This is a genomic window from Shewanella colwelliana ATCC 39565 (genome assembly GCF_000518705.1).
Lineage (GTDB): Bacteria > Pseudomonadota > Gammaproteobacteria > Enterobacterales > Shewanellaceae > Shewanella > Shewanella colwelliana.
Genome location: NZ_JAEC01000004.1, coordinates 50358 through 63844, shown reverse-complemented (window position 1 = coordinate 63844; position 13487 = coordinate 50358). Strand labels below are relative to the sequence as shown.

Here is a 13487-nt window from a genome sequence, read left to right as displayed (position 1 = left end):
GATGACGTTGAGAAAGTAAACATGGCATTTTAATGCCACGGGGAACATCGCATACACCCGCTAGACGCTGGTTAATTGTCACCGCAGTGATGCTCCCCCATGATGCTAATCACAGTGTGGTTAGCATCATGGGGCAAGCTGTCTGTGTGCTCGATATCATTAGGCTTATTTTATTAGGTAACGGCAATGGCAATATCATTTGATACCACTAGATTAAACGTGGCTGAAGTCACACTCGATATGACCGCTGATCAGCGCGAGGCGTTATTAAACACATTGCCGCAATTACTGACCCCCAAAGTTGTTGAGAACTTACCCCCTTACTTTAATGGGGTGAACACAAAAGCTGCTGCGCAGAGATGGCTTAGTCGGATGATAACTGAAAGCCAATTGCTTATTGTGAAAAAGCGGAGTGAGTCTGTCATCATTGGTATGCTGTTTATCTTTGTTGACGAACATAAGGACGCACATATTGGCTATCTGGTTGATGAGCAATATTGGCGTCAAGGTTTGGCGAGTGAATTGCTGCAAGGATTTATGCATCATGCAAGGAAAATTGGCCCTTGGGCGAGACTTATAGGGGCGTCGCTGCTGATAACACTGCCTCAGCGACGCTGCTGCAAAAGCTAGGCTTCATTAAAGCATCTAACTGCCCCCCCTGTGATGATGTCATTTTTTACGAGTACAGGCTGGCCATACAACGCAGCTAGGTATGATAGCCGCAATGATGTGAGTGAATGAGGCTGTGTTTCAAATAGCCGCTAGTTAGTGGTTGTTGCTTAACGTAAACTCAGTTGCTGTGTTCAAGGCCGATAAACGCGGCGCCATGTCAGTGATGTAACGCTTGTTTAAGTAAGGGCAATGAGGTTTTGTATCAGCACAGACAAGCGGTTTGTTATAAGGCTGATAAGCACCTTACACCTTGTTTTTTTTAGCCACAAAGCTTGAAACATGCTACCTTGCTGATTAACATCTTCATATCAAAATTCATAGAGTAACGAGCATGTCCGCAGCCGAAAAATCATCCCGTAAAATGAGTTTTTATATCATAGGACTAATTTTAGTCGTTTGGCTTTATAGCCTGTGGGCTGACCGGGTCACACCAATGACTGGCGAGGCAAGAGTTCATGCCTATTTAGTCAGGGTTGCCACCGAGGTGGCGGGTAATATTACTGAAGTAAATGTTAAAGATAACCAAGTGGTTGGTGCCGGAGACGCACTGTTTAGTATCGATCCCAGAAACTATGAGATAAGTGTGCAATCTGCCCAAGCCAATTTGGCCCTCGCCGGACAAGCCATTGGCGCCAATACTGCTGCAGTTGAAGTGGCTCAAGCTAAAGTGGTCGATGCCATAGCTGCGCGTAATAACGCTAAAGAGCAGGCTGGACGTGTTATGGAGCTTGCTGGGCAAGGTGTGCTGAGTCAGGCAGAGCTAGATAATGCAATTGAAGCGAGAGATCGTGCTCAAGCCAATCTCGCTGCCGCAGAGGCATCACTTGCACAAGCTAAGCAAAATTTGGGGCCTGAGGGCGAGAACAATCCGCAGATTTTATCTGCCATGGCGAAACTAGAACAAGCCCAACTTGATCTGCAAAAAACTAAGATTATTGCACCTTCAAAAGGCGTCGTGACTAACTTGCAGCTGACGCTTGGACAAAAGGCGAGTGTGGGGACACCAATGTTGACGTTTATCGATCCGCGTGGTGTTTGGATCTCTGCATTAGTGAGAGAAAACTCACTTGAACATATTCGTGTGGGTCAAAGGGTAAAAATTGTATTAGATGCTTTGCCCGGACGAGTACTGGAAGGCAAAGTTGATAGCATAGGTTGGGGGACGGGCGGCAGTAATAACGTTGATCAAGCAACGGGATTTTTGATGGCCGATACTAATTCGATAAATGCGCAGCGTTATCCCGTTAACATAGTATTCGAACATGGCGAAGTGCCAAGCAACATACGTTATGGATCGCAAGCAACCGTGGCTTTCTTCACTGAGCAAAGTGGCTTTGGTGAGTGGTTAGCCGGAATATGGATGCGTATATTAAGTGTGTGGACCTATGTTTCATAGTGCTGCGAACCCCATTATTCGGCTAGTATTTTTTCCGGTATTACTGCTGTTTTATCTGCAGTATACCGGTTCACCCATGCCGATTTTGCCCCCTATTTTTGTGGTCGTATTTCTCACCATCATGCCCTCAAAACCGCCACTGAATATGTTGCTAAAACTGTTATTAGTGCTGTTGTTCATTAGCTTTGGAGTGGTGTTTTTTGGGGGGTTATTAATTGATTCACCAACTGGTTATGCGCTGTTTTGCTGGTCAATGCTGTTTTGGAGCTTTTATCGTAGTCACCACGACCCCAAAGATCTGATCTCAGCGCTGGTCACTTTGGTTGTGATCATTATGACGGTGTTAAGTGAGCAGTTTGGTGCACCTATTGATATTCTGCCTTGGATGATGTTTGAAGCATTTGTGGTGGCGATCATGGTGACATCTATAAGCTTTGTGCTGTTTCCGGGGGATGAGCAAGATATATTGCCAGATGATGTAACCAGTGAAGCCGCAGAAACTCATATCGGCCTTATTGTGTTCAAAACAACGGCGATGTACATAGTGTTGCAAGCACTAATAGGTCTTGGGACAACACAAACCATGCTGATTGCAATAACGATTGCCACTATGATTAAAATCCCTAGCCCCAATGAGCATCGCACCTTTAGCCAGCAAAAAATTATTACTACAGTGGTTGGTGTGTTATTCACCTTACCCTTGATGTTAGCGGTGACCTTTGGCATAGCGACTTGGGCACTGTTTGGGATAACCATTTTCCTTGGGCTGCAACTGGCAGGGTTTGCGATTCGTCGTCAATGTCGGCTGAGTGTTTATCAATTGCTGTTTACTAACTTTGTGGTGTTGACTTACCAAGTGATTAAGCACCAAGGCGTTGAGTCATTTTCAGCAGAGCTTATGCGTATAGTCTCCATCGTGATTGCTGTATTTTTCGGTGCCTTGATTCTAAGCTTAACTAAACATAGACCTGTACTAAAGAAGAAGCCTTTAGAGAGCACAGATACTTAGGTTTTTAAACTGTCACTGTGCTAATGAGGCGCTCGACAGTTTTTCGAATTGATGATGTATTGCCATAAAGCTGTCAACAAGTGTTGGGTCAAAATGGGTGCCTTTTGACCCAACAATGCTTGCAACGGCCTCTTGGTGCGATAAAGGTCGTTTATAGCAACGCGGAGAGGTCAGAGCATCATACACATCGACCAAAGCAACTAGGCGCGCCGAAAGAGGAATGTCATCACCGCTAAGCCCGTTTGGATAACCACTGCCATCCCATTTTTCATGATGCCCGCCGGCTATTTCTTTACCCATACGGATAAACTGGCACTGCGGTGCATAGTTCCCCAAGCTATTAAGCACGTCATGTCCAATAGCACAATGTGCCTTAATCTGCTCAAATTCTGCGGGGCTGAGTCGGCCTGGTTTCAGTAAAATAGCATCGGCAATACCCACTTTGCCAATGTCATGCAAAATGGCAGATAAAGTCACCTCTTTTATAAAACTGTCGGTGACTTGCTCTGGTGCATGGCCTTCAGACTTTAACTGTTTAGCCAGCATATTGGCATAATGTTGAATACGAATAAGGTGGGCTCCTGTTTCGTTATCACGGTATTCGGCCAGCTTTGCTAACCCCATCACAGTGGCCTGTCTGGACGCTAGCGTTGATTGTAATGAACGGGTTAGTTTACCCAGTAAAAATGAGGTAGATAGGGTTAACATTGCATTGGTCACGACAAAGTTAATGCTGACGACATACCAAATAAGGGGGCTATAGCCTTGAGTTAATGGCCACTGAAATACGTTAGCGCTGTACCCGATCCCGATAACTACTAAACTGGAGGCATTGATTATCTGCGCTACGTTGCCTGCTTTTTTACCGAGTAAAATGCTTGACAGTGGCGGGAATACAAACAGCCAGAAGAATCCTGCGCCAGTGGGGCCAATCGTGATAACAAAGGCCACACCTATGCTATAGGCTAAGAAACACCCCAAAGTGAATCGCTGTCTATCGGTGGGTGCTGGCGCTAGCAATATGTAAAGAAGCAGACCATAAGCGAAAGTATCAAATAGCGCCATGACCCAAAGATCTTGCTCGATACAAAGGTAAACACTGGTGAAATAGACAGGCACACAGAATATGGCTAACAAACCAAACAGGCGGCTAAAAATTTGCTTACGCCAAAGCGTTAGACTGTCGTTGAGGCTATGATGTGGCGATGGCGGGAAATGCAATGAAGGCATAATCATTCCTTTGAGTAGAACTACTGCTTAGCGTCATTGTGGCAGCATTTGAATCACATTAATTGGAGCACCAATACATCAATGTTACCGAACAAGGGTAAAATTGATAGGAACTTAAGTTAATTAATACCTGTAAACGCAGGTAAAAGCTAATTTAGTGTCTGTTTTTATTAGAGCCTATACGTCAATTTAAGCGAGTGTGTTCATTCCTAGCGGGCTACGTACTAGCTATTGCTTGGAAGATTTGTGACTGATAGGCCCAATGAGGTACATTTCTAGCCTAGAGTATTGGGGCGATAGGGGATTCTTCTGTTATACTCATGGCCACATTGCCGCGTAAGCGACAGTAAGTATCTTCTTATTCTAACTGCTCTATTTTAACTGCCATTTTTACGCTGAGAACCTAAATGCTATTTTCAAATCTTGGACTTTCCACTGCTATTGTTGATGCTGTCACCGAGTTGGGATACCAAAAACCGACGCCTATTCAAAGCGAAGCGATACCATTGGCGCTTAAAGGCAAGAACCTTATTGCTGCGGCGCAAACGGGCAGCGGTAAAACCGCCACTTTTGTTTTACCCATTTTAGAGAAACTTGCCAGTGGTGAAACTCAGCGTAAAAAGCGCGCCAGAGCGCTAATTTTAACACCGACTCGAGAACTAGCTGTGCAGGTGCAAAGCAGCATTCAAGCATATGGAAAGCATTTAAATCTTAAGTCGTTAGCCGTTTATGGCGGCGTGGACTTAGCCCCCCAAAAACAAGCCTTAATTGATGGCGTCGATATTGTCGTTGCGACGCCAGGTCGATTGAGAGATCTCTATACGCAGCGCTCGATCCATTTTGATGAAATAGAAGTACTAGTTTTAGATGAAGCTGATCGCATGTTAGACATGGGCTTTATTGAAGATATTAATAAAATAGTCGAACAACTACCGCCAGTTCGTCAGAATTTGCTTTTTTCAGCCACTTTGTGTCGTCAGGTACGTGAACTGGCTAAAGAAGCTGCGCCTGATGCGATTCACCTGTCGGTCACTCAGCATGAGCAAAGTAAACCCAATATTGATCAGTGGCTCACTACTGTGGATAAAGATCAAAAATCTGCACTCTTGAGTCACTTGATCCAACAATATCGCTGGCCGCAAGCGCTGATATTTATTGAGACCAAACACGGTGCAGCGAAATTGGTGGCTCAACTTGAAAAGCGTGGCATCGAAGCGGATTGTATCCATAGTGGCCGTACACAAGTAATCCGTGAGCAGATCTTAGCTGACTTTAAGTCAGGGAAGATTAAGTATCTTATCTCAACTGGTATCTCTGCGCGTGGTATCGATATCGACAACCTTCCATTAGTGATTAACTATGATCTGCCATTTCCTGCCGATGAATATGTGCACCGGATTGGCCGAACAGGGCGTGCGGGCGCTGAAGGGCAAGCGATATCCTTGGTCTCAAAGGACGATTTTAAGAATCTTTGCATGATTGAAAGTCGCCTTGGACATCTATTGGACAGGCGTGACGTCGCAGGTTTTATACCCCGTAAAGCAGTGCCAGTGTCGGTACTTAATTACGTGCCTAAAGCTCAGCGCGATGAAAATGGCAAGCGTAAACAAACCGATAAATCTAAAGCAAAACCACGCACAGCAAAGCCTGCTAAGTCACAAGCGCAAACTCCGCTGACAAAAAAGACGAGTTCACGTGTGGAGTCTAAGCAGGCAGCCAGTGATAAGCCAAATTTTAACCCTTGGACAGACAGCGGTAAGTAGGCTGGTTCCCAAAAGTAAAAACCCCATTATTTGTTAATAATGGGGTTTTTGTGTTTAAGGAACGGACTTTTAATTCAACCTCATTGCTTAAGGTTGCAGGGATAACACCACCGATTGATAGGGTTGCAAGCTCAATGGTAGCGATGGATTAGTAACTTTAAGGTTTAAGGGATTTTGCTTAGCGCTTATATTGAGCAGATCAATTAATTCGTAGCTGCGCTGACGAAGTTGCCACGTTGCGATAAGCGATTTAGGTAGATGGATATCAAGATTTTGGGGTTCTGCGCTGAAGTTAACCGCGATAATGAGTTGCTGCTGACTATCGTATCGTGAGAAAGCGAACAGCTTGTCATTGGTGTTTTGCTGCGGCGGTGCAAATTGTCCTGGGTCATTATTGGGCTGTGCGCTAACTGGCTTTAGTGGTAGCAGCGCATATTTGCCCCTTAACGCAGAGGCATTATGGGATAGGTTGAGCAAGTTGGCGTAGTACTTTCGCAATTTACGTTCTTTCAACGTGGATTGACCACCGTCGAATTTGCCATCATTCATGTAGCGCTGATGAGCCGGCACACCAACATAATCAAAAATGCTGGTCCTTGAGGGCTGACCAAACCCCGCATTTTCGCTGCCATCTTCACCGACCTCTTGGCCAAAGTAGATTAGGGTGGGGGCGTTACTCAAGGTCGTTGATACCACCATTGCTGGCAGTGCTTTAATAGGATCTCCTGCAAATTCAGGGCTGGCTATGCGCTGTTCATCATGGTTCTCTAAAAAGTGCAGCATATGGGAGGCAATATCGACAACATTCAGGCGATCGGTTTCGATTGCACTGGTTGACTGCTGACCTTGGATAATGGCCTTTAGGGTGTCATAGAGGCCAACTTTGTCATACAGATAGTCCATTTTCCCCAAGTGAATATAATCTCGGTACCGCGATGGGGTGTAGACCTCCGCAAGCAGCAGTGCATTAGGGCTAGTGTGTTTTATCTGACTATTAAGATAGCTCCAAAATTCGACGGGTACCATTTCTGCCATGTCATAGCGAAAGCCGTCTACGCCCTTAGCTAACCAGTATTGGACGATTTGATTGAACTTCTTCCATGAGTCTGGGATTTCGCTTGCGGAAATGTTACTCCAGAATATAAAGTGTTCAGCAGCCGTTTTCGTTTCAAAGCCTTTGGGAAGACGCGGGAAATCGAATGTTCCGTCTGGTCTCACGCCATAATTTATTTTTACTGTTTCATACCAGTCATTGGCATCAGGTTTGGCCAAACGTGAGCCGTTGCCAGTCCATTTGGCTGGCGACTCAACAAACTGGCCATCCACTAAGGGATGGGGTTGGCCACCAAGTGGCGGCTGCTGTAATTTGGGGACGCTAAACGGGGTATCGACAACATAATAGAAGTTGTTGTTTTTATCGTATTGAACCGTGCGATTATCTTGCTCCCCAAAATCGCTCACCCCAGATGGTTTAGCAAGCGATTGGTAGTGGCGAGCGACATGATTGGGCACGATATCGATAATGACTTTCATGTCTGCTTGGTGTGTGCGCGCAATTAAGGCCTCAAACTCAGCTAATCGATTAGCTGGGTTGTCAGCCAAGTCTGGATTAACATTGTAGTAATCTTTAACCGCGTAGGGCGATCCCGCTCTGCCTTTTACTACATCGGGGTCGTCTAGACTGATCCCTATGTCTCTGTAGTCATTGACCACAGCATGATGGGGCACACCTGTATACCAGATATGGCTAACGCCTAAGGCGTGGATACTTTCAAGGGCTAGGGGAGTGAAGTCGCTAAACTTACCCACGCCATTATCTGCAATGGTTCCCCATGGCTTATTGGTGGTATTGGTATTGCCAAAAAGGCGGGGGAACACCTGGTAGATAACGGGTTTTTCAGCGGTAATGTCTGCACTAGGTGCCAAGGCCTGCTTTGGATCAGATTTGGATGCCGCATTTAAGCTACATGGCAGCCAAGCGCCCGCGATGGCTGCTAAGGCTATAAGGGGCGTAAAGCGTTGAAGAGTCATTAGCGCTTTCCTGTTAAGTCAATGAGGGTCACGCCTTTGCCCGCTAACACAATAGCTTGATCTAGAGGCTGTGGTGCTTGGGTAATAATGTTATAACCTGTGGCACTGGTATTGATAAGCTCCCCCAAACGTGCCAGATCCACTTCAGTTGACGTCTCATTTTTGTTGTAAATAACCAGTAGACTAGCGCCCTTAGCGCAGGCTTTATCTTCGCATCTGACTTGTAGATAAACGCCATCTTGTGGCACTAAGTGACGCAGTCCGCCATCGATAATCGCTGCTGACGTTCGACGGTAGTTGAGTAACCGTTTTGTGAACTGCTGCATCGCCAATTGTGATTGCATTAGCCCTTTCCTATCAAATGCTGAGATAGCATCATCCTGCCACCCACCGGGCATATCGGCGCGTACCGCGCCATCATTTCTATCCTTTGTTGGACTTTGCATCAAAATTTCTGTTCCATAAAATAGCTGCGGAATGCGATTACTGGTGAGGACATAAGCCATCGCCATCTGCGTGAGGGCGATATCATCACCCAACAGGCTGTATAGGCGGTTAGTATCGTGGTTACCTTCAAATAACACCAGTTGTGTGGGGTCAGCGTAAACCACATCGTTACCAAGAAACTCGTAAAGTTTAATAAAGCCGGTGTCCCATCCTTCGGGCTCATTCAAGGCACTAATCAGGGTTTCGTATAGGGGGAAGTCCATGAGGCTTGGCAGTTCAGATTGATAGCCATCTTGATTGTGTTTACCCTTTTGCCAGTAAGAGACGGTAATGGGGTTCGCGGTCCACTCCTCTCCGACAATGTTAAAGTTAGGGTATTCATCCATGATTGCCTTAGCCCATTTAATTAAAAAGCCTTTATCTGCGTAGGAGTAAGTGTCTTCACGTATACCGCTAAGCCCAGCGTGTTCTATCCACCAGAGACTATTTTGGATGAGGTAAGTCGCGAGCAGCGGATTTCTTTGATTAAGATCTGGCATGGTGTCGACAAACCAGCCGTCGGTAAACGCTTGTGTGTCGCTGCTCACCGCATAGGGGTCTTGGACTGTGGTGCGGCGATGACTGGTAAATCCAATCTGTTTGTTAGCACTATGGTCATTGGGCTGATAGTTAACCCAATCTTTACTGGGCAGATCAGCCATCCACCAATGATTAGAGCCGATATGATTGACGACTACATCGGCAATGATGCCAATGCCTTTATCACGGGCACGCAGTGACAGTTGGCGATAGTCCTCGTTTGTGCCGTACCTGGGATCAATCTGATAATGGTCGGTGACTGAATAGCCATGGTAGGAATATTGCGCCTGATTATTTTCGGTCAGTGGATTGATCCATAACTGGGTTACACCAAGATTTTCAAGGTAATCAAGATTATCAATCATTCCCTTAATATCGCCGCCATGGCGACCGTCTTTATCAGCGCGATTGGCCAGTTCTAACATTTTTGGATGGTTGTCATTGTTTGGATCGCCATTGGCGAAACGGTCGGGGGTAATGAGATAAATAGCATCCTTGTTGGAAAACCCCTGGCGCTGTTTACTGCCGGGCTCGCGAGCCTTTAGCTGGTATGCCAAGGTATGCTTGGAGCCATCTATATTAGTTAACGTAATAGAGAATGCTTGTGCTGGGGCGTTGGTCGTATCGAGATCAATAAACAGGTAGTTTTTGTTATCGCTGTGCTGCACACCCAACACCTTAATCTGTTTTGCTTCAATGCTAACCTTACTGTCAGCAATGCTCTGACCATGTACCATCAGCTGCAACTGAGGATTCTTCATGCCTGCCCACCAGTTAAGGGGCTCGACTCTTAGCTTGAACGAGTCGTTATTCGAAACAGGGGATAACGGCATAGCATTGGCTGTTAATGGCGTGGTTATTAATACGCCTAATAGCAGCTGTTTTAGGATATTTTGGGGAAAAAGTTTAGCTGTTCTCGGATGGCTTAACATTGCAACTCCTGTGATCCATCAGTTTAATCTAAGAATAAATTAACTATCGCTGCTTTGGGATGATTAAGAAATCATCCATTTCTTGTTATAAAAACGCCTGTTTCAGCTAACTGAAGCAGGCGTTTTTTGACTAATACTTAAGGCTAGGTGGCGATTACATGGTATAGCTTAACCCTAAGAAGTACTGACGCCCGAAGCTCTGAATCGTTCCTGTTTGGTGAGGTTCACCAAAGTAAGTCTTATTAGGCTCATCGGTTAGGTTATTGACTTGGAAAAGGAACTTAAGTCCATTATCCATTGCATAAGATGCTTGGTAGTCAAAGATAGTTTCTGCATCGAAGAAGGCAAGTTGAGATTCAACTGCGACTTGTTCTGATACATATTCACTACGATAACGCATGCTTAGGCGAGTATCGAAGCCATCTAAGGTGTAGAACAGCGTTGTGTTGACTACATGCTCAGATAAGCCTGGTAGTGGAATCGATAACGACTGACCGCTTAAGTCGGTTTCAAACTCTACTTCACTGTCTGAGTATGAGTAACTGCCCGTGAAACCTAATCCATTTAGTGCCCCAGGTAAGAAATCAAATACTTGAGTATAAGCAAGTTCAACACCTTGGATATAACCTCCGTTATCGTTATTGATAGCGGTTTGATATTGACCTTCATCTTTAACCACTGGGAACTCTACGCCGTTGTCGATAATGGTATCGGGAACGATGAATCCTGCTGCCTCAAAGTCAAATGGCTGGATGGTAAAGTTGTTAATAAACGATTTAATATCTTTATAGAACAAGGCAAATACGATCGCGCCTTCAGATTCTTCAAAATAATGCTCATAGGACAGGTCATACTGATCGGCATAGAAAGGGTCGAGCAGCGGACTTGTGTTACCCCAAGCGTTATACTTTTTGTAACCAGGTGTCGATGCGTCATCATACCAAGAACCCATACCAGATTTTAGTTTGTCGATCGGAGGGCGTGCCATGACAGATGCTGCGGCAAAACGGATCTGGTCATTTTGAGTAAGATGGAAGTTCAAGTTAACGGATGGCAAATAATCGGTATAAGATTTACCCACTTCGTTGCGGATATAGTCGGTACTAATAACCCCTTTATCATCCGCAATCGCTTCACCTAGGCCAAAACCAACTTGTTGTAGCCCTTTACTCGACTGGTCGGTATTTACGACGCGAACCCCGATGTTACCTGTTACAGGGACATCACCAATTTCGAAATCAAGGTTAGCTTGAACATAACCTGCCAATACGTCTTCATTGACTGAGCCGCTTTGGATCATGGTCCAGTTGTTGTTCCAGTTAGCGGTAGGTGCAAATGGATCTTGCCCAGTTGCCGCAAGCTGTGCGTTAACAAGATCAACAGCTTTATCAAAATCGATGGCGAGGAAACTAGGGTAGCCAGACAGATCACCGCCGAAATTGACGACATTGGTCATGTCAGTCGTTAATCCTAGCACAGGTTGATTATCTGGGTTGTGGCCGAATTCAAAACCGTAGCCTGCTTGTGAGCGCTGGGCATTAAATTCACGCTGGGAATAACGAACGCCGACATCAATCGATGAAATAAAACTGCTATCGAGCTGATAATTTAGGTCAAGTTTGTAGGCAATAAGATCGTTTTGTTGATCGTATGGCCACATACCAACTTCTTTAAGACCTAAAGTTGATGTATCCGTGTAATCGTTCGAAAAACTAATATCTGCGGCGTTTAAGTTATTGAGTTCATAAGTCATCGACTCGGCTGAACGCACTTCATTGCCAATATCATCGTAAACTACGGCGCGAGTACCGCCATTGACAAATTCACCATCCGCTTTCGAATAGCTAACGTCGGCGGAGATAGTGATATTATCGCCGTTATTCCATTCGACATTAAAGGCGCCAGAGGTGAGCTCTGAAAACTTCGAATCATTATCGTTGACCACAAATATTGCAAAGTTATCGGTGCCATCAGTCGAGATTGTCGCCCCAACCATCGAACCATCCTTGATAATTGGGTCTGTAATTTGACCATTTTTCAGCGATTTAACACGGAAACCGCGGGCAAAGTTTTCAGAGTCGAATTTAGAGTGGAAGATGTCACCTTTAATGCTCCAGTTGTCATTTGGCTGCCAGTGGATGGCTCCCATATAACCATCGCGGGTGTCGGTGCCACCTTTTTGTTGCAGTTCAAGCCCTTCGCTCATTGCCTCTAAGGTACCATTCCCGTCGAGATCTTCGCTTCCATCATTAAATCTGAGACCAATGAATTGACTAGCAACATACGGTTGGTACAGGTGGGCGTAACCTACAGCAACCCCAAGAGTTTCCTCTAAGAATTTACCTTGGTAAGAAAAGCTTAAGCGGTTGCCATACTCTTCAGCATCAGAGACTTCGCCGGCTCTGTCATTGAAGCTTCCACGGGCATTGACGGTAAAGTTGTGTTCATTTGGCGCTTGCAACGGGTCGGCCGTTTTAAGCTCAACCGTGCCAGCTACGCCGCCTTCAATTAAGGACGCCTTTGGCGATTTATAAACTTGAGCTTGGTTGATGAGTTCAGAAGGGTATTGATCAAATTCGATAGAACGCTTGCCGCCAGTAGTGACCTGCTCACGGCCATTTAATGTGGCTGAAACGAAGTCGCCATCGAGACCACGAATATTGAGTCCACTTGCTTGTCCACCGGTACGAACCGCGGTTACGCCGGGTAAGCGAGTCAGTGCATCGGCAATAGACTGATCTGGCAGAGCGCCTAAGTCATCGGCTGAGATAGTTTCTGATACTGTGTCCGAAAACCGCTTGTTATTAAGCGATTTAATAACACTAGTGCGGAAACCACGCACTTCAATTACTTCAATTGATTCTTCTTGTGTTGTAGCATTTGTGTCTGTTTTGACATCTTCTGCATCAGCAGCGTAGACATTCACACTGGCGCCGGCCGCAATCATAGCGAGTGTGAGTAGGCTAGGTTTAAATTGAAACATCCATCTTCCCCTTTTTTCACTCTACCGGTCTGTTTGCAATCGCTGTGCGTTAAGGTCGCATTTAATGGCAAAGTTAAGCAATAGAGTGATTGAGTGTTGCTTGTTATTTTACTTGTTTCTAAGTTGTTATGTAGCAGTGACGATACTACTCCCGCTTCGAAGCACCAAACAATATTATGCATACGTATTCAAAAGGAGCTCGGGGTAATTTTATCCATCAATATTGGCCATTTTCACTGCAATTAGTAACCGGCAATTATAATTTATACCAATGTTTTTATTAGCTATTTATTATCGCTGTTGAGGTGTGTTTTAACAAGAATAGTTATGCATACGTATGCAGGGATATTGAACCCGATTTAGTGGATGCGTATGCTCGTTTCATTCTAATAACATAAGTTATCGACAACTTGTGGGTAACATTGGCGTAACGCAACGCGCTTTA

The 13487-nt window shown here is 45.3% G+C and carries 9 protein-coding genes; 5 read left to right on the top strand and 4 right to left on the bottom strand.

Annotated elements, in window-relative coordinates; all coding sequences use genetic code 11:
- Positions 1-32 precede the first annotated feature (32 nt).
- From L876_RS22640 to L876_RS0100250, 4 genes are all read left to right on the top strand, one after another.
- Positions 33-203: a hypothetical protein gene (locus tag L876_RS22640; RefSeq protein WP_156029352.1), complete on the top strand. Its 171-nt coding sequence runs from the start codon at positions 33-35 to the stop codon at positions 201-203.
- The gene (locus L876_RS20800) at positions 187-630 is read left to right on the top strand and encodes a GNAT family N-acetyltransferase (RefSeq protein WP_211237638.1); all 444 of its coding nucleotides are present in this window, start codon (positions 187-189) and stop codon (positions 628-630) included. The genes L876_RS22640 and L876_RS20800 overlap by 17 nt, the downstream gene beginning before the upstream one ends.
- A gap of 373 nt (positions 631-1003) precedes the next feature.
- Positions 1004-2068, top strand: coding sequence for an HlyD family secretion protein (locus tag L876_RS0100255; protein WP_028761934.1), 1065 nt, complete (start codon positions 1004-1006; stop codon positions 2066-2068).
- Positions 2058-3077 (top strand): DUF2955 domain-containing protein, encoded by a 1020-nt coding sequence (locus L876_RS0100250; RefSeq protein ID WP_028761933.1) that lies wholly within the window; start codon positions 2058-2060, stop codon positions 3075-3077. Before L876_RS0100255 ends, L876_RS0100250 begins: the two co-directional genes overlap by 11 nt.
- Before the next feature lie 12 nt (positions 3078-3089).
- On the opposite strand, the gene L876_RS0100245 is transcribed toward L876_RS0100250, so the two are convergent.
- Positions 3090-4307, bottom strand: a complete 1218-nt coding sequence (locus L876_RS0100245) for an HD-GYP domain-containing protein (RefSeq protein ID WP_051412816.1) — start codon at positions 4305-4307, stop codon at positions 3090-3092.
- 407 nt (positions 4308-4714) lie between these two features.
- On the opposite strand from L876_RS0100245, the gene L876_RS0100240 reads away from it, so the two are divergent.
- Positions 4715-6070: a DEAD/DEAH box helicase gene (locus tag L876_RS0100240; protein ID WP_028761931.1), complete on the top strand. Its 1356-nt coding sequence runs from the start codon at positions 4715-4717 to the stop codon at positions 6068-6070.
- Between the two features lie 87 nt (positions 6071-6157).
- On the opposite strand, the gene L876_RS20795 is transcribed toward L876_RS0100240, so the two are convergent.
- The 3 genes from L876_RS20795 to L876_RS0100225 form a co-directional block, all read right to left on the bottom strand.
- On the bottom strand, positions 6158-8101 hold the full coding sequence (locus tag L876_RS20795; RefSeq protein ID WP_051412813.1) for an alpha-amylase family glycosyl hydrolase: 1944 nt from the start codon (positions 8099-8101) through the stop codon (positions 6158-6160).
- The gene (locus tag L876_RS0100230) at positions 8101-10059 is read right to left on the bottom strand and encodes a glycoside hydrolase family 13 protein (RefSeq protein WP_051412811.1); all 1959 of its coding nucleotides are present in this window, start codon (positions 10057-10059) and stop codon (positions 8101-8103) included. The genes L876_RS20795 and L876_RS0100230 overlap by 1 nt, the downstream gene beginning before the upstream one ends.
- Positions 10060-10213: 154 nt before the next feature.
- Complete coding sequence (locus tag L876_RS0100225; RefSeq protein ID WP_028761929.1) at positions 10214-13042, bottom strand: TonB-dependent receptor; 2829 nt, start codon at positions 13040-13042, stop codon at positions 10214-10216.
- Between the last annotated feature and the right edge of the window lie 445 nt (positions 13043-13487).